The organism is Caballeronia sp. S22, assembly GCF_964261745.1.
Taxonomy (GTDB): domain Bacteria; phylum Pseudomonadota; class Gammaproteobacteria; order Burkholderiales; family Burkholderiaceae; genus Caballeronia; species Caballeronia jiangsuensis.
On record NZ_OZ180039.1, the window covers coordinates 732924 to 748777 of the forward strand.

Annotated in this window: 17 protein-coding genes; 10 read left to right on the forward strand and 7 right to left on the reverse strand. The window is 64.5% G+C overall.

The genetic code is table 11. The features are described 5' to 3' along the window. Window positions 1-46: 46 nt before the first annotated feature. The gene (locus tag ACEN42_RS35205) at window positions 47-886 is read right to left on the reverse strand and encodes an ABC transporter ATP-binding protein (protein ID WP_371882301.1); all 840 of its coding nucleotides are present in this window, start codon (window positions 884-886) and stop codon (window positions 47-49) included. Then, window positions 883-1902 (reverse strand): ABC transporter substrate-binding protein, encoded by a 1020-nt coding sequence (locus ACEN42_RS35210; protein WP_371883233.1) that lies wholly within the window; start codon window positions 1900-1902, stop codon window positions 883-885. Before ACEN42_RS35210 ends, ACEN42_RS35205 begins: the two co-directional genes overlap by 4 nt. A gap of 384 nt (window positions 1903-2286) precedes the next feature. Between ACEN42_RS35210 and ACEN42_RS35215 the strand changes: the two genes are divergently transcribed. From ACEN42_RS35215 to ACEN42_RS35230, 4 genes are all read left to right on the forward strand, one after another. Beyond that, window positions 2287-3126, forward strand: a complete 840-nt coding sequence (locus ACEN42_RS35215) for an ABC transporter permease subunit (protein WP_371882302.1) — start codon at window positions 2287-2289, stop codon at window positions 3124-3126. Then, complete coding sequence (locus tag ACEN42_RS35220) at window positions 3123-3842, forward strand: ABC transporter ATP-binding protein (RefSeq protein ID WP_371882303.1); 720 nt, start codon at window positions 3123-3125, stop codon at window positions 3840-3842. The genes ACEN42_RS35215 and ACEN42_RS35220 overlap by 4 nt, the downstream gene beginning before the upstream one ends. Window positions 3843-3908: 66 nt before the next feature. Next, window positions 3909-4913, forward strand: coding sequence for an NrtA/SsuA/CpmA family ABC transporter substrate-binding protein (locus ACEN42_RS35225; protein ID WP_238212940.1), 1005 nt, complete (start codon window positions 3909-3911; stop codon window positions 4911-4913). Between the two features lie 19 nt (window positions 4914-4932). Then, window positions 4933-6174: an acyl-CoA dehydrogenase family protein gene (locus ACEN42_RS35230; protein WP_371882304.1), complete on the forward strand. Its 1242-nt coding sequence runs from the start codon at window positions 4933-4935 to the stop codon at window positions 6172-6174. 62 nt (window positions 6175-6236) lie between these two features. Here the strand turns inward: ACEN42_RS35230 and ACEN42_RS35235 are convergent, their stop codons facing one another. Both ACEN42_RS35235 and ACEN42_RS35240 read right to left on the reverse strand, forming a co-directional pair. Then, window positions 6237-7295: an LLM class flavin-dependent oxidoreductase gene (locus tag ACEN42_RS35235; protein ID WP_371882305.1), complete on the reverse strand. Its 1059-nt coding sequence runs from the start codon at window positions 7293-7295 to the stop codon at window positions 6237-6239. Between the two features lie 103 nt (window positions 7296-7398). Continuing rightward, window positions 7399-7617 carry a hypothetical protein gene (locus ACEN42_RS35240; RefSeq protein ID WP_238212936.1) on the reverse strand — a complete coding sequence of 73 codons (219 nt, stop codon included), beginning with the start codon at window positions 7615-7617 and terminating at the stop codon, window positions 7399-7401. Between ACEN42_RS35240 and ACEN42_RS35245 the strand changes: the two genes are divergently transcribed. Further along, window positions 7607-7783 carry a hypothetical protein gene (locus ACEN42_RS35245; RefSeq protein ID WP_371882306.1) on the forward strand — a complete coding sequence of 59 codons (177 nt, stop codon included), beginning with the start codon at window positions 7607-7609 and terminating at the stop codon, window positions 7781-7783. The genes ACEN42_RS35240 and ACEN42_RS35245 overlap by 11 nt on opposite strands. A 218-nt stretch (window positions 7784-8001) precedes the next feature. Here the strand turns inward: ACEN42_RS35245 and ACEN42_RS35250 are convergent, their stop codons facing one another. Then, a complete protein-coding gene (locus ACEN42_RS35250; RefSeq protein WP_371882307.1) occupies window positions 8002-8895 on the reverse strand; it encodes a LysR family transcriptional regulator in 894 nt (297 codons plus the stop codon). A 150-nt stretch (window positions 8896-9045) separates the two neighbouring features. Here ACEN42_RS35250 and ACEN42_RS35255 point away from each other — a divergent pair, with 150 nt between their 5' ends. The 5 genes from ACEN42_RS35255 (at window position 9046) to ACEN42_RS35275 (ending at window position 14394) form a co-directional block, all read left to right on the forward strand. Continuing rightward, window positions 9046-9819 carry a glucose 1-dehydrogenase gene (locus tag ACEN42_RS35255; RefSeq protein ID WP_371882308.1) on the forward strand — a complete coding sequence of 258 codons (774 nt, stop codon included), beginning with the start codon at window positions 9046-9048 and terminating at the stop codon, window positions 9817-9819. Window positions 9820-9839: 20 nt separating this feature from the next. Then, on the forward strand, window positions 9840-11030 hold the full coding sequence (locus ACEN42_RS35260) for a YncE family protein (protein WP_371882309.1): 1191 nt from the start codon (window positions 9840-9842) through the stop codon (window positions 11028-11030). Between the two features lie 39 nt (window positions 11031-11069). Further along, window positions 11070-12062, forward strand: a complete 993-nt coding sequence (locus ACEN42_RS35265) for a 2-hydroxyacid dehydrogenase (protein ID WP_371882310.1) — start codon at window positions 11070-11072, stop codon at window positions 12060-12062. 15 nt (window positions 12063-12077) lie between these two features. Next, a complete protein-coding gene (gene aroE, locus ACEN42_RS35270; RefSeq protein ID WP_371882311.1) occupies window positions 12078-12893 on the forward strand; it encodes a shikimate dehydrogenase in 816 nt (271 codons plus the stop codon). Between the two features lie 97 nt (window positions 12894-12990). Beyond that, the gene (locus ACEN42_RS35275; protein ID WP_371882312.1) at window positions 12991-14394 is read left to right on the forward strand and encodes an MFS transporter; all 1404 of its coding nucleotides are present in this window, start codon (window positions 12991-12993) and stop codon (window positions 14392-14394) included. A 35-nt stretch (window positions 14395-14429) separates the two neighbouring features. Here the strand turns inward: ACEN42_RS35275 and ACEN42_RS35280 are convergent, their stop codons facing one another. Continuing rightward, window positions 14430-15491 carry a maleylacetate reductase gene (locus ACEN42_RS35280; RefSeq protein ID WP_371882313.1) on the reverse strand — a complete coding sequence of 354 codons (1062 nt, stop codon included), beginning with the start codon at window positions 15489-15491 and terminating at the stop codon, window positions 14430-14432. A 37-nt stretch (window positions 15492-15528) separates the two neighbouring features. Next, window positions 15529-15825, reverse strand: a complete 297-nt coding sequence (locus ACEN42_RS35285; RefSeq protein ID WP_371882314.1) for a Dabb family protein — start codon at window positions 15823-15825, stop codon at window positions 15529-15531. Window positions 15826-15854 lie beyond the last annotated feature (29 nt).

Below are 15854 nucleotides of genomic sequence, written 5' to 3' on the forward strand. Positions count from 1 at the left end.
CGATCAGCACCGGCAGCTTGTTCAAGGTCTCTTGCTCTGCCACTTCTCATGCCCCCGTCAGTGTTTCGGCGACGAGCTCACGCGGCGCGCCCCGCGCGTCGTCCAGTTCATCGCTCAGGCTCGCCCACGCGCGCTGCCGCAGCGCGACGAACGCGGCGCTGTGTCGTATCGATGCGGGACGCGGACGCGGCAGATCGACATCGATGATCTCCTTCACGCGCCCCGGCCCGCGCCCGACGATAGCCACGCGATCCGCCAGAAAAATCGCTTCGTCGATGCTGTGCGTGACGAACACGACCGTCTTCGCGCTCTGCTCCCAGATGCCCAGCAACTCCTGCTGCAAGGACTCGCGCGTCTGCGCATCGAGCGCGCCGAAGGGCTCGTCCATCAGCAGGATTTCGGGGCCGTAGGCGAGCACCCGCGCGATCGCCACGCGCTGCCGCATGCCACCAGAAAGCTGATGCGGATAGTGATCGGCGAAATCGAGCAGGCCGACCAGACGCAGGAACCGTTCGGCCTCGCTGCGGCGTTGCGCCCGCTTCACGCCGCGAATATCCAGCCCTGTTTCGACGTTCTTGCGCACCGTGCGCCACGGAAACAGCGCATAACCCTGAAACACGAAGCCGAGTTTGTTGCGCGCCGCGCCGACAGGCTCGCCGTCCACGCTGATGCGGCCCGAGGTCGGCGCGGTCAGGCCCGCGAGAAGGTTGAGCAGGGTCGACTTGCCGCAGCCGCTCGGACCGAGCACGGCGAGGAACTCGCCCTCGCGCACGCGCAGGTCGAAGTGTTCGAGCACGGTATGGCTCGACGCCGTCGCCTCGTTGACGTAAGCGAGCGACAGATCGCGCACGACGATCTTGTCGGGTGCCGTGCGTGTCGCGCTCATGATGGTCTGCCGTTCGCGACCGGCGTCGCGTTTGCCTGCGACTGCTTCGAGGCCAACGGGTTGTACTGGTTCGTGTAGACGTCCTTCACCTGCACCTTGCCCTTCGGGATCTTGCCGGCCTGTTCGAGGATATCGATGTAGTACTGGATCGGCGGTTCGGTCACCACGAGATCCTTCACGTAGGCATAGCGCTCGACCAGCTTCACGTCGATGCCGAGCCGCTCCGCCGTGAGCTGGCGCGCTTCGTCCGGATGCGCGTTGACCCAGTTGCCGGCCTTCGCGATGGCCGTCACGAAATCCTTCACCGCTTGGGGATGGGCGCGCGCGAACGCGCCGTTCACGCTGTAGGGCGCCATGCCGCCCAGTCCGCCGTCCTCGTCCCAGTCGCTCCACAGCTTGTGCAGTTGCGGATCGGCCTCGGCAGCGCCGGAGAAAGGCGGATGAATGATGGCGATATCCACGTTCTTCGTGACGAGCGCCTGCTGCGACTGGTTGTCGGGCACGACGAGCCAGTTGACCTTCGACACGTCCACGCCGTGCTGCGACAGATACTTCTTCGTCACGAACTCCGCGCACGCGCCGAAGCTGTTGAACGCCACTGTCTTGCCCTCGAAGTCCTTCGGCCCGCGAATGCCCGAATCCTTGCGTGTGAAGTACTTCATATGCGGCGCATCGGGCAGCGTCTCGCCGCCCGCGGACACGACCTTGATATCCGCGCCGCTCGCGATCGCGGAGATGACGAGCGGCACCATGCGCGTGCCGAAATCGATCTCGCCCGTGCCGACGAGCGGAATGATCTGCGGCGCGGATATCTTGCCGACATACTTCGGACGCGTGCTCGTGCCTTCGAAATAGCCGAGCTTGTCGGCGAGATAGACGAGATCGAACGCCGGGTTGTCGGGATACTTGAAGTACGTCACTTCCTGCCGGCTACTCTGCGCGACCGGCGACGCCGACGATTGCGCCTGCTCTTCATGAGGCTTGCAGCCGCCCAGCAAAACGAGCGCGGCGGCCATGCAGGCCACCACAGTGAGCTTTCCGGCAACGTATGGCCGGCGATGCGAATTGGACGCCTTCATGGGATCGGAATGAGAAGAGCAGCAAAGGGAAATGGTCAGGCACGGCGCGACCGGCCATGCGGTGCTCAGGCATTCTCACGCCGCGAGCGACACGCGCGAACGAAGGAAATATGCATAGCTCTTGCGATGAAAACTGAAATGCAATTCAGGCGATTGGCAATGGCATAAGCGGCATCGGCGGATATGAACACTGCAAAGCAAAGAACAATAAAACGTTTGTCGACGCGCCATTCGGCGGCTTCTAATAAGCAGCTCTCCTTCTCGACTCGCGGATAGCTTTTTATCGCAGCGCCCATCCTTCATGGCTGATACGGAAATGAAATGGCTGACCTGACTTCCACCCGCAACAGCTATGTGTCTTCGCATGCACCTCGCGCGGGCATATCGAAAGTCGTGCTCTATCGATGGCTTTCGTGGGCCATTCCCGCGATCGTCGTGCTCGTGTGGGAAACAGCATCGCGCATCGGGCTCATCGCGCCTCAAGTGCTTCCCGCCCCGAGCCGCGTCTTCGACACCGCCGTGAATCTCGCAAGGAACGGCGAGCTTTTCGTTCATCTCGGCGTGTCGCTGTTGCGTGCCGCGGGAGGCTTCGTCATCGGTGGGACGATCGGGCTCGCGCTGGGCGTCGCCGTCGGCTTCTCGCCGTTTGCGCTGGCGCTCTTCGATCGCTCGATCCAGATGGTGCGCGCAGTTCCTTTTCTGGCGATGCTGCCGCTCGTGATCGTCTGGTTCGGCGTCGGCGAAGTCGCGAAGATCTTTCTGGTCGCGCTCGCGGTGCTCTTCCCCATCTACATCAACACGATGCTCGGCATCCGGCAGATCGATCCGAAGCTGATGGAACTCGCACGCGTGATCGGCATGGACCGGCTCGCGATCGTGCGGCGAATCATTCTTCCCGGCGCGATGCCTTCCATCCTGACAGGCGTGCGCTATGCGCTCGCGCATGCATGGCTCGCGCTCGTCATCGCCGAGACGCTCGCGACGACGAAAGGCATCGGCTTTCTCGCGATGGATGCCCGCGAATTCCTGAACACCAACGTCATCCTGCTGACCGTGATCATCTACGCGATCATCGGCGTCGTTGCGGATGCGCTCGTGCGCCTGCTCGAAGCACGTTTCCTCTCGTGGCACGCGAACTATGCCAAAGGAGCGCGCAAGTGACGCAGAGCACTGTGTTGTCCTACGAGCGCGTGAGTTCGTCATCGGCGCTGGCCGTATCGGTGCGCGGACTGCAACGGCGCTATGGCAGCCGTGTCGTCATCGATGCACTCGACCTCGACATCCGCAAAGGCGAATTCGTCGCGCTGCTCGGTGAAAGCGGATGCGGCAAGACCACGCTGCTGCGCGCGCTGGCGGGGCTCGATCTGCCCGACGCCGGAAACATACGTGCGCCGGAGCGCCCTTCCGTCGTCTTCCAGGAGCATCGGCTGCTGCCCTGGGCGACGTTATGGCAGAACGTCGCGCTCGGTCACGAAAACACGATCGGCCGCGAAGGCGCGGCGCGCGCGCTTACCGAAGTCGGACTCGCCGGACGTGAGGACGACTGGCCGCGCAATCTGTCGGGCGGTCAGGCGCAGCGGGTGGCGCTGGCGCGCGCACTCATTCACGACCCCGCGCTGCTGTTGCTCGACGAGCCCTTCGCGGCCCTCGATGCACTCACTCGCATCCGGATGCACGGCCTCGTCAAGGAACTCGTCGCGCTGCATCAGCCGGGCGTGCTGATCGTGACGCATGACGTCGACGAAGCGCTCACGCTCGCCGACAGGATTCTCGTGATGCGCGCCGGACGCATCGCGGCTGCGTTCCAGCCCAAGGATCACGCGCCGCTGGCGCTGCGGCCCATCCTGCTCGCGGAGCTGGGCGTCCGCACTCACTGACCTCTCACTGACCTCTCACTGACCTCTCACTGACCTCTTTCCGTACAACCAGAAGGACCTCAAAGGATGACTGATTCTTCGCTGACCCGCCGCCAGTTGTTACGCGCGGCAGGAGGCCTGCTGGCCGGCGTCGCCACCAGCGGACTTTTACCCGCGCGAGCCGCCGAGCCGCGCAAGCTCACGCGCAATACCGATACGGTGCGCATCGGCTGGGGCTACGGCAGCCTGCCCGACATCGCCAGGCAGCGCGGCGTGTTCGAAAAGACGCTCGCCGCCAAAGGCATCAAGGTCGAATGGATCGGCCCGTTTCCGAACCATGCGCCCTCGATTCAGGCCGTGGTCGGCGGCAGCGCCGACTTCGGCTTCTGGGGATCGACGACCCCCGCGCTCGCCGCGATGCTCGCCGGATCGCCGATCGTGTTCAACGCGTTCGATATCTATTCGCCCCGCTCGACGGCCATCATCGCGAAGAAGTCGAGCGGCATTGATTCGGTCGCCGATCTGGCGGGCCGCAAGGTCGCCGTCAACCGTTCGGGCCTCGGCGAATTCCTGCTCATCGCGGCGCTGGAAAAGCATCGCGTCGATCGCGACAAGGTCCAGTTCGTCTATCTGAATCCGCCCGACGCCGCGCCGGCTTTCGCGCAAGGCAAGGTCGATGCATGGTCGATGTGGTCGCCCGGCGTGGACATCTCGCGCTTCTCGAATGACGCGAAGGACATCTTCAACGAAGGCCGCGATCTGGATTTCCTGATCGACTACAGCTCGCTCGTGACGCGCCGGAAGTTCACCGAAGAGAACTCCGAGCTGATCCGCGCGGTGATCGATGCGTACCGCGTAGAAGGCGCATGGCAGTCCGCGCATTCCGCCGACGCCGAGCTTCTCGTGCAACGCGAAGGCAAGTATCCGGACCAGGTGCGCGACTATCTCGCGAGTCTCAAGCGCGTGAATCAGTTCCACGAGCCCGACGACGCCGCTTTCATCGCACAATTTCAACGCGCCGCCGACTGGCTCGCGGAACGCAAGATCATCAATTCGCGCATCAAGGTCGCGGATTACAGCATCAAGGTTTGATTCGAGGAAATGCAAGATCATGTCTGAACTCACCAACGTATCGAGCGCCGGGCCCGCGCTCGTATCGCCGCTGTCGGCAAGCCTCGGCTTCGCGCAGATCATCGACGATATCGCCACGAGCGCCGCCGAGCGTGAACGCGATCATCGCCTTCCGCGCGAGGAGATCGCCAATCTAAAGGCGCTCGGCTTCGGCGCGCTGCGGCTTCCCGTCGATGCCGGCGGACGCGGCGTGTCGCTGCGCGAATTGCTCGTCGTCGCGCGCGATGTGGCCGCGGCGGACTCGAACATCGCCCATGCGTTCCGCAATCATCTGTGGCAAGTGGAAGCCGCGCTCAGAAGGCGCGAGCATCCCTTTCATGCACGCGTGCTGGAACTCGCCGCGCAGAAGAAGACCATCGGGCTGAGCTTCGTCGATAGCGACGTGACGGCGGCAGGCGCGCGCCCGACGAAGGTGCTGAGCCGGCTCGAATGGGACGCTTCCCGCGATGTCTACGTCGGCTCGGGCGACAAGGTGTACGCGACGGGCAATCTGTACAACGACGCGTTCATCGGACTCGCGGTGGAAAGCCGCGCGGGCCGCACCGTGCAATACGTGCTGGACCGCGGCGAAGGCGTAAGCGATGACGACGACTGGCAAGGTTTCGGCCAGCGTCTGACAGGCTCGGGCACGGCGCGGTTTCGCGACGTGACGCTGCCCGCCGCGCATCTCTATCCGACGGACCCGCCCAAGTCCGACGAAGCGGCGCCGTGGGGCTATACCTTCCATCAGGTCTATCTGACCAACTGCATCGCGGGCATCGTGCGTCGCGTGGCGCTGGACGCCGTGGACGTGCTGCGCGCGCGCGGGCGCAACTTCTATCACGGCGAAGCGGCACATCCCGCTGACGAACCCGCGCTGCAATCGCTGCTCGGCCGTATTCGCGCGTACGCGGCGAGCGTCGAGGCGACCGCGGACCGCGCGGTCGCCGCTCTGCAACGCGTATGGGATGCGCAAGGCACGCGCGACGAATACGAGACCACGCTCGCCGCTACCTTCGCGGCTTCTGAAGCCAAAGTCGTGATCGACGATCTCGCTCCGCAGATCGCGAGCTGGCTGATCGATCTCGGCTCGGGCTCGGTCGTCTCGCGCATCGGCGCACTCGACCGGCACTGGCGCAACATCAAGGTGATCGCCTCGCATAATCCGCGGCTCTACAAGGAGCGCCTGCTCGGGCAGAACCTGCTGACCGGGCAACTGCCGCCCACGGGCGCGTTCTTCTGATCATGCGTAACGGGTTCGCTCGCGCGCCGCTGAAGGCCTGGCGCGACGAGCGGACCGCGTGCTCAGCCGCCCAGCAGACGGCGCACGCGCGGCATCACTTCCTGCGCGAAGCGGCCCATGTCGGCCTCGAATGGCTGGAACTGCAGCATGAACAGTTCGATGCCTGCCCGATGAAATTCCGCGATGCGTCGCGCGACCGTATCGTAATCGCCGACGAGATCCGCCGCCGTGCCGCCATTCGACCCCACGCGCGCCGAGCGCGCGAAGGTCTGGTGCATCACCGCTTTCGGATCGGTATTGGCCTTCTGTCGTTCGCGCAGCGGCTTGTCGAGTTCCGCCAGCGCAAAGAGACGTTCGAGATGCGCCTGCGCTTCATCCTGCGTCTCGCGTGCGATCACGAACGCCGACAAGCCGAAGCGCAACGCCTCGCGTCCGGCCGGTCGCGCGCGGGCGGAGACATCGGCGATCAGGGCGGCCACGTCGTCGTGCGGCTGGCCGTTGATGAACCACACGTCGCCATGCGCCGCCACGAGCGAGCGCGCCGGCTCCGATTCGCCGCCGACATAGATGCGCGAACGCGCGCGGAACGGATCGGCGGGACGCAGTCGATAGTCATCGATACGGAAGTGGTCGCCGCGATGCGTGACGGCTTCGCCGCGCAGCAACGCCTCGACGACAGCTATCCACTCACGGCCATAGGCATAGCGCTCGTCGTGCTCGGCAAAGCCGATGCCGGCGCGTTCGAGCTCCGGACGGTTCCACGCGTTCACGAGGTTGATCGCGAAGCGCCCGCCGCCGAGGTGCTCGATCTGCTGCGCCATCTTCGCGAGCACGACCGGATGATAGAGATAAGGCTTGATGGCCGCGATGATCTCGATGCGCGAAGTGAGCGCCGCCAGTGCCGCCGAGGCAGTCCACGCTTCGAGCTGATCGAGCGAGGGATCGTGCGGATTGATCGTATGCTGCGCGACGAGCACGGAATCGTAACCGAGGCGTTCTGCCTCCAGCACGAGCGCCTTGTTGCGCGTCCACGAGGCGTCGTACGGCTCCTCGGGATCCTGCAGCGCTGCGCGGCTGCCATGCACGAGCGCCCAGACGCCGAAGCGGGGAAATTTGGACATCGCTTGAATGAACCGATGGACAGAGTGGGAAGGATGCTCATGCTAACGCCGGGCGCTCACATGGCGATCCAATTTCTATCGATAAGGAATTGCCATATCGACATTAGGCGCGCGCGGACTTGCTGCGCTGATCGATCCAGAGCCGCGCCCAGCGCGCCGCATATGCGATGGCGTGATCGGGCTCGAAGAAGTAGTCGAGCGCATCGAAGGTGAAGGATGCGCCGCTTGCCGCCGTGGGGCTCTCGATAATCAGGTTCGCCGCATACAGGCCGCTCGGCAATGCATGTGCGGACGGTGCCACGTCATATCCCTTGTATCGCATGAAGTTTTCCTGGAAAGCGCTGGAGCGTGAAAATCATCTCTGGCGCCCGATGCTAAAGCTCGATGCGCGCATCGCCAACGAATGCTTTGAAGAAAGCAAATCAGCGCTGGCCTCAGTTACATCGCGCGAATGCTTTGGATTACCAATTACATTGACGAAGCAGTGAGCACTCGATCAAAACCACGACAGTTAATTAACCGCTGCAATATGATCCGTCGGCTTGGATATCCCGCCGCATCGCCTATACTGAAAGTGAGCCGCGCGGAAGCCGGCCCCTGACGAAAGACGAACGAGAAACCGTTCATTGGGGCGCGGTAGCGGGGCCACGGAAACGCCTGCGTTCAGCGCGGGCGTTTTCTTTTTGCGAGCCTCGACCGCACTCACTCACGCCTGCTTTCGAATGTCGGTGCACAGCTCGATTACATCGAGCAAGGCGCGCTTGATCGCATTTTCCGGACCGCACGAGGCAAGCCCGATTCCCGACGTGTGATCGCGCAGTTCGAGCGGCCGGGCAACGACCTTCGGCGGCAGCGCCATCGCCGCGGCAGCCGGAATCACGCCGATGCCGAGCCCCGCTGAAACCAGCGCGAGCATCGTCGAGAATTCGCCGAGTTCCTGCGCGATGTTCAGGTCCACGCCCTCGCGCTTGAGCGCCACCAGCATGTCGTCGTGAAATCCCGGCGCGTAACGGCGCGCCAGGACGAAAGCCGGAAAACCCCGGAGATCGGGCGGATGAATCATCGTTTGCATGGCGAGCGCGTGATCGTCGGGGAGCGCGACGACGAACGGTTCTTCGAGCACCACGCGGATGTCGAGGCCGCTGACACTCACCGGCAGGCGGATCAGGCCGAAGTCGAGCTGATTTTCCCGGAGCGCGGCGATCTGATCCGGCGTCGGCATATCCTTCAGTTCGAGCGTGATGAGCGGATAGCGCGTGTGCATTTCGCGGATGAGCGCCGGCAGCAGCTTCGGCAGCACCGACGACACGAACGCAATACGCAAGGTGCCGATCTCGCCGCGCGCCGACAGCCGCGCGATCTGCTCCGCGCGACCCGCCTGATGCAGCGTCGCGCGCGCCTCGGGCAGAAAAAGCCTGCCGGTCGCGTTCAGGACGACCTTGTGACGATCGCGTTCGAACAGGCGCACGTCGAGTTCCTCCTCAAGCGCCTTGATCTGCATGCTCAGCGCCGGCTGCACGATGCACAGGCGCTGCGCGGCCCGGCCGAAATGCAGTTCCTCGGCAAGCGCGACGAACGCGCGCAGATGCTTCAGCTCCATGAAAACCCCCGGCTCGCGGGCATACGTCGCCCGTCATCACGATTCATGATAACAGCGTCATGAAAGACTATTGGCGCGACGACCGTTCTTCGGGTGAACTAGGCGCATTCGGAGACAAACCGCATCCATCAACGAATGGGGCGCTAAAAAATGGACGAGACACTCAAACTCTTCAGCCTGCACGGCAGGCGCGCGCTGATCACCGGTTCCGGGCGCGGCATCGGGCTGGCGCTGGCGCGAGGGCTCGCGGGCGCGGGCGCCGCAATCGTCATCAACGATCGCAATGAGCAAAAAGCAGCCGGTGTCGCAGCAAGCCTGCGCGACGAAGGCTTCGACGCCGCCTACGCGGTCTTCGACGTGACCGATCGCGAGCAGGTCGTCGCGGCGATCGATCGCGTCGAGAAGGACATCGGCGCAATCGACATTCTCGTCAACAACGCGGGCATCCAGCGCCGCGCGCCGCTCGAAGACTTCGGCGAGCGCGACTGGCACGACCTTCTGCGCGTGAATCTCGACGGCGTGTTCCAGGTCTCGCAGGCCGTCGCGCGGCACATGCTGGCGCGCGGGCGCGGCAAGATCGTCAATATCGGTTCGGTGCAGAGCGAGCTGGCGCGGCCGGGCATCGCGCCCTACGCCGCGACCAAGGGCGCCGTCCGCATGCTGACCAAGGGCATGTGCGCGGAATGGGCGCGCCACGGCATTCAGGCCAACGCCATCGCGCCCGGCTACTTCGAGACCGATCTCAATCGCGCGCTCGTCGACGACCCGGCGTTCTCCGAGTGGCTCTGCAAGCGCACGCCTGCGGGCCGCTGGGGCCGCGTCGAGGAGCTGTGCGGCGCGGCGGTGTTTCTTGCGTCGGCGGCGTCGGATTTCGTGAACGGCCAGACGCTTTTCGTCGATGGCGGATTGACCAGCGTGGTCTGAGCCCAAAAGGAGACAACAAGATGCTTGATTCACTGGCAAATCGAAGCCGCCGCGTCCGGGCGCTCGCCGGTCTGACGATGGCCGTCGCGGCATGCGCTGCACAGGCGTCCGACTGGATCGTATCGGGCAACGACGGCAAGTATCAGCGCGTCGAAGGCCGCGACACGTATCCGGACAACCCCGCGCCTGACACGCTGACGCTGCTGGACGCGAGCGTCTTTCCCCCGCGGGTCAGGATGCAGGTGGAAGTCGAGAACGGCATTCAGGGTCCGCCGCAGGCGGTCGCCATCACGCCCGACGCGAGGCTTGCGCTGGTCGGCGCGCCCACGCGCTACGACTACGCCGCGAAGAAGCTGCTGATGGATTCGTTCGTGCAGATCGTCGATTTGCAGGCGACGCCGCCCGCCGTGACCCGGCTCGATATCGGTAGCCATCCGCAGGGCATCGCCATCGACCGGAGCGGTGCGCTTGCGCTCGTCCCGTGCGTCGATGGCAGCGTGGCGGTGCTCGGCATCGACGGCAACCGCGTGACGCTTCTGGACACGCTGAAGATCGCGCAGAAGCGGCTCGCCGGCGTGAGCTTCACGCATGACGGCGCGCATGCGCTCGTCGCGCTGCGCGACGAACAGGGCGTCGCCGTGCTCGATGTCGCCAACGCTCACGTGACCGATAGCGGCACGCGTCTTTCGAGCGGCGTCGCGCCCTACACGATCGACGTGTCGAGCGACGGCAAGTGGGCCGTCGTCAGCGATGTCGGGCTGGCCGGCCTGCCCGGCTATCCGGGCAAGCTCGCGGGCGATGCCGATACGGTGACGCTCATCGACGTCTCGCGCACGCCGTTTCGCGCGGTTCAGCATGTGAGCGTGCCGTCGCTGCCCGAGGGCGTGGCGATCTCGCCCGACGGCAAATGGATCGGCGTGCAGGCGATGGACGGCTCCAACCTGACGCCGGACAACCCCGGACGCCACGCGCGCGGCAAGGTGCTGCTGTTCGCGATCCGCGATGGGCAGGCCGTGAAGGTCGCCGAAGCGCCGGGCGGCGAAGCGGCGCAGGGCATCGTCTTCACCGCCGACAGCAAGCATCTGATCGTGCAGTTCAACGTCGAGAAGCAACTCGCGTTCTACGCCGTGAACGGCGGCCATCTGCGCGACACCGGACAACGCATTTCACTGACGGGCGGACCTTCGTCCCTGCGCACTACGCCGCGCTGACGCGCCAGTCTTTCACGCAACGAACATCAGGAGAGAAGCATGCGTACGCCCAGCGCCGAACGCAGGAACGTGGTCGTCTTTCGAAAACTGCCGGACGATCTGCTCGACCGGATTCAGACGAGACACGACGTGACCGTCGCCGACCCGCGACGCGCCGATGAACTGCCGCGCTTTCGCGAAGCCTTGGGCGACGCCGACGGCCTGATCGGCTCCAGCTTCAAAATCGGCGCGGACGACCTCGCGCGCGCCCCGCGGCTGAAGGTGATTTCGAGCATATCGGTCGGCGTCGACAATTACGATCTCGCGCATCTGAAACAACGCGGCATCACGCTCTGCCATACGCCCGGCGTCCTGACCGAAACCACCGCCGACACGGTGTTCGCGCTGATCATCGCGAGTTCGCGCCGTCTGGTCGAGCTGTCGAATCATGTGCGCGAAGGGCGCTGGACCCGCAACATCGGCGAAGACCTGTTCGGCTGGGACGTGCACGGCAAGACGCTCGGCGTGCTCGGTTTCGGCCGTATCGGGCAGGCGGTGGCGCGGCGCGCGGCGCTCGGCTTCGGCATGCCGGTGCTCTTTCACGATCCCTTCGATGTGCCGGTTCCCGAGATGCTCGCCGGGCACGCAACACGCGCATCGTTCGACGAGGTGCTCGCACGCGCGGACATCGTCGCGCTGACGCTGCCGCTCTCTGACGACACGCGCGGCCTGATGGACGCGCAGGCGTTCGCCGCGATGAAGCCGGGCGCGATCTTCGTGAACGGTTCGCGTGGCGCGATCGTGCGCGAGGACGCCCTCTTCGCCGCGCTCGAAAGCGGCCATTTGCGTGCAGCCGGGCTAGACGTGTTCGCCGTCGAACCGCTCGCGCAGGATTCGCCGCTACGCACGCATCCGAAGGTCACGCCGTTTCCGCATATCGGATCGGCGACGCACGAAACGCGCCGCGCGATGGCCGAGCTCGCCACCGACAACCTGCTGCGCGCGCTCGATGGCGTTGCGCCCGTCGCCGCGTTCGATCTCTCGAACCACTGACCGAGCATGCCGACCATGCCTCATTCGATTCCTTCCCTGTGCGGCTCGCTCGCGGGCCAGCCCTTCACCTTCAACGTCAAGGTGCATAACGCGGCCTATCGGGCGCTCGGCGTGGACTACACGTTCGTCAGCTTCGGCGTGGAAGATGCAGCCGGCGCGATCGACGCGATGCGCACGCTCGGCATCCGCGGACTGAACGTGACGATGCCGCACAAGCAGGCGGTGATACCGCATCTCGACGCGCTCGACGAAACCGCTCGCGAGATCGGCGCGGTCAATACCATCGACAACCGCGACGGGCATCTCACGGGCTACAACACGGACTGCGTCGGCGCCGTGCGTGCGCTCGAAGAAGCGACGCCGCTCGACGGAAGGCGCATCGCATTGCTCGGCGCGGGCGGCGCTGCCCGCGCGATCGCGTGGGGCGTGCGGCGCGCCGGCGCGCGGGTCACCGTGTTCAATCGCACGGCGTCGCGCGGGCAGGCGCTCGCGCACGACTTCGGCCTCATATACGGCGGCGATCTCGACGACTTCGATCCGCACGCGTTCGATGTCGTCGTGAACGCGACGGCCGCCGGATTCCGCGCGCCGGACGTGAATCCATTGCGTGCCGGACAGCTCGCGCCGCATCTCGTCGTGATGGATGCGGCCTTCATCCCGGTTCGCACGAAGCTGATCCGCGATGCCGCCGAGCTCGGCTGCCGGGTGATCGACGGCACGCGCATGCTGCTGCATCAGTTCTGCGGCCAGGTCGAGCTTTACACGGGCAAGGAGGCGCCGCTCGAAGCGATGAGCGCCGCCCTGCTCGACGAAATCGCCCGGGTGGGTTAGCGCCCATTCGTCTATCAGGAAGAGCCGGCGGTCCCGCATTTCGCGCGAAGACGAAACGGGACGGCTGCCAGTAGTCGAAGGAACGGAGAGAGACACCATGAAACACCAGCCAACCATCGCGGCCGCCGACGGCGGACTCGCGCGCAACGCCAGCGCCGGCACGAACCGCGACGAGGTCACGACAGGCGACCTGTATCGCGCCGCGTGGGCCGCATCGCTCGGCAGCGCGCTCGAATACTACGACTTCGCGCTCTACAACCTCGCGTCGGCGCTGATTTTCGGGCCGCTGTTCTTTCCGTCGGCCGATCCCGCGATCGGGCTGATCGCGAGCTTCGGCGCGTACTTCCTCGGCTTTGCGATCCGGCCCGTGGGCGGCATCGTCTTCGGCACCCTCGGCGACCGCTACGGCCGCAAGTTCGTGCTGATGGCGACGATCCTGCTGATGGGCGTCGCCAGCACGCTCATCGGCGTGTTGCCGACATATGCGAGCGCCGGCATCTGGGCGCCGATCCTGCTGGTCGGCTGCCGCCTGCTGCAAGGTCTCGGCGCGGGCGCGGAACAGGCCGGCGCCGCTGTGCTGATGGCCGAATACGCGCCCGCGAAAAGACGTGGCTACTTCGCCGCGCTCCCCTTCATGGGCGTGCTGCTCGGCACGGTGATGGCGGCCGCGATCTACTTCGCGCTCGTGCGCGTCGAAGATATCTCGCAAAGCTGGCTGTGGCGCGTGCCGTTCCTGCTGAGCGTGCTCATCATCGCGGTGGCGATCTGGATCCGGCTGAAGCTCAAGGAATCGCCGTCGTTCGCGAAACTCGAAGCGCGTCATCAGATCAATGACAGCCCGCTCAAACATCTCATCAAGCATTCGAAGCCGACGCTGCTCAAGGTTATCGGCATGCGTATGGCGGAAAACGGCGGCTCGTCGATCTATCAGTCGCTCGCCATCAGCTACATGGCGACCGCGACGGGACTCAAAGGTCCCATCGGACCGATCGCGCTGCTGCTTGCCGGCGTATCGGGCGCGGTGATCATTCCGCTCACCGGCAAGCTCAGCGATCGCTTCGGGCGCGTGCCTGTGTATCGCGCCTTCGCGCTGTATCAGTTGCTGCTCGCCTATCCGACGTGGTGGGTGCTGAGCCAGGGCAATGCGACGGCCAGCATCGCGATGCTGTGCGTCGCGCTCGCGGGCGTCTGGGGCATGTTCGCCACGCAAGGCGCGCTGTTGCCCGAGCTCTTCGGCGCGCAGCATCGCTATGCGGGCGTCGCCGTGGGTCGCGAGGTATCCGCGGTGATCGCGGGCGGGGTCGCGCCGCTGATCGGAGCGTCGATCATCGCGTGGGCGACTGCGCACTGGGGCGGCAGCGAAGGACGTGTTCTCGCGTGGATTCCGCTCGCCAGTTATGTCGCCATTCTGAGCCTGATCGGTGTCGTGACGACGTTCTACACGCCTGAAACGCGTGGCCGGGATCTCGACGATTTGCGCGATGCGGCTGATGCTGTTTAGTCGACGACGTCCTCACGAAGCAGGTCGAACGACCGTTAGACGGCAGGCCGCGCACCTTCCCAGGCACGCTGCAACAGTGCTCGAAGCGGCTTTGCCTCCACCGGTCTCGGGTTCCAGTACGGGTTCGACAGCGCCACCTCGCAGGCGTGATCGAGGTCGGCTTCTTTCAATCCGATCTCACGGAGACCTTGCGGCACACCAAGCTCCTTGTTCAGTTGATAGAGTCCGTCGGGTGCCGAGCTCACGCTCAGCGCCCGTGCAATCCGCTCCATGGCATCCCCCGCGACCGCACTGTTGTACGCAAGCGCGTGGGGCAGGACGATCGCATGCGTCTCGGCGTGAGGAAGATTAAACGTGCCACCCAGCGTATGGCAAAGCTTATGATGCAGCGCCATGCCTACATTGCCGAGCACCATCCCGCACAGCCACGCGCCGTAAAGACATTCGCTGCGCGCCGCTTTGTCCTTTTCGTTTTTCTTCACGCCACGCAGACCCGTGGCAAGAGCGCGAATGCCCTCCTCCGCCATCAGCGACATGACGGGATTTCCGTCCTTCGCATACAAGCCTTCGGCGGCATGGGCGATTGCGTTGAGTCCGCTCACGATAGAAAGCTTTACGGGTAACCCCATCGTCAGTTCCGGGTCGTACAGAACCGTCTTCGGGATGACCCTGGCGTCGCGGCCTGTCTTTTTCAAGCCCTTCTCGGTTATCCCGTAGATGGGCGTCATCTCCGACCCGGCATACGTCGTCGGTATTGCGATGATCGGCAGCGAAGATTCCAGCGCGATCGCCTTCCCGAGTCCGATCGTCGAACCTCCGCCGATGGCCACCGCGCAGTCGGCATCCACTTCCTTCGCATGTTCGCGCGCGCGACGAGCGTTCTCAATCGGAACATGCATCTGGGCGCCATCGAAGACGCCCGCGCTCGAGGGACCAAGGAGGGACGAAACGACTTCCGCCTGAGCCTTCTGCTCGGGCGTACACAGCACCAGCGCACGCCGTGCGCCCAGAGCCTCGACTTCCTGTTGAATAAGCTTCATGCTCCCTGCACCGAATACGACTCGGGCTGAAGGCGTGGTATAGGTGAATTCATACATGAGAGTGGCTTCCTCGCTCGTCAATCGTCAAACTCGCTCAGATGTAATCGACCTGATGACGAGCGATACGCACATCACCGACAACTTCCTTCACCCGCAGATGCTCCGGATGCGAGGCGTACGCGTCGAGCGACTCCAGGGTTTCGAACTCCGTGTACAAGACGACGTCGCACGCGTAGTCGACGGCGCTGACATCGACGCCAACTTCGAGCTTCGTAAGCCCGGGGATCTTTCCGCTCAGACTTTCAAATGCGGACTTCACGAGCATCGCGGATTCCTTCTTCTGCTCGGGCGTGTTGCCGCGAACGTCCCACATCACGATATGCTTGACCATAATTATTTCCATTAGTGATGCTGAAAAAC

What these genes read in the sequence shown, in the direction of transcription:
- ACEN42_RS35205 (WP_371882301.1), bottom strand. Translation starts at nt 886, where the DNA reads ATGAGCGCGACACGCACGGCACCCGACAAGATCGTCGTGCGCGATCTG.
- ACEN42_RS35210 (WP_371883233.1), bottom strand. Translation starts at nt 1,902, where the DNA reads ATGGCCGCCGCGCTCGTTTTGCTGGGCGGCTGCAAGCCTCATGAAGAG.
- ACEN42_RS35215 (WP_371882302.1), top strand. Translation starts at nt 2,287, where the DNA reads ATGGCTGACCTGACTTCCACCCGCAACAGCTATGTGTCTTCGCATGCA.
- ACEN42_RS35225 (WP_238212940.1), top strand. Translation starts at nt 3,909, where the DNA reads ATGACTGATTCTTCGCTGACCCGCCGCCAGTTGTTACGCGCGGCAGGA.
- ACEN42_RS35230 (WP_371882304.1), top strand. Translation starts at nt 4,933, where the DNA reads ATGTCTGAACTCACCAACGTATCGAGCGCCGGGCCCGCGCTCGTATCG.
- ACEN42_RS35235 (WP_371882305.1), bottom strand. Translation starts at nt 7,295, where the DNA reads ATGTCCAAATTTCCCCGCTTCGGCGTCTGGGCGCTCGTGCATGGCAGC.
- ACEN42_RS35240 (WP_238212936.1), bottom strand. Translation starts at nt 7,617, where the DNA reads ATGCGATACAAGGGATATGACGTGGCACCGTCCGCACATGCATTGCCG.
- ACEN42_RS35250 (WP_371882307.1), bottom strand. Translation starts at nt 8,895, where the DNA reads ATGGAGCTGAAGCATCTGCGCGCGTTCGTCGCGCTTGCCGAGGAACTG.
- ACEN42_RS35255 (WP_371882308.1), top strand. Translation starts at nt 9,046, where the DNA reads ATGGACGAGACACTCAAACTCTTCAGCCTGCACGGCAGGCGCGCGCTG.
- ACEN42_RS35260 (WP_371882309.1), top strand. Translation starts at nt 9,840, where the DNA reads ATGCTTGATTCACTGGCAAATCGAAGCCGCCGCGTCCGGGCGCTCGCC.
- ACEN42_RS35265 (WP_371882310.1), top strand. Translation starts at nt 11,070, where the DNA reads ATGCGTACGCCCAGCGCCGAACGCAGGAACGTGGTCGTCTTTCGAAAA.
- aroE (WP_371882311.1), top strand. Translation starts at nt 12,078, where the DNA reads ATGCCTCATTCGATTCCTTCCCTGTGCGGCTCGCTCGCGGGCCAGCCC.
- ACEN42_RS35275 (WP_371882312.1), top strand. Translation starts at nt 12,991, where the DNA reads ATGAAACACCAGCCAACCATCGCGGCCGCCGACGGCGGACTCGCGCGC.
- ACEN42_RS35280 (WP_371882313.1), bottom strand. Translation starts at nt 15,491, where the DNA reads ATGTATGAATTCACCTATACCACGCCTTCAGCCCGAGTCGTATTCGGT.
- ACEN42_RS35285 (WP_371882314.1), bottom strand. Translation starts at nt 15,825, where the DNA reads ATGGTCAAGCATATCGTGATGTGGGACGTTCGCGGCAACACGCCCGAG.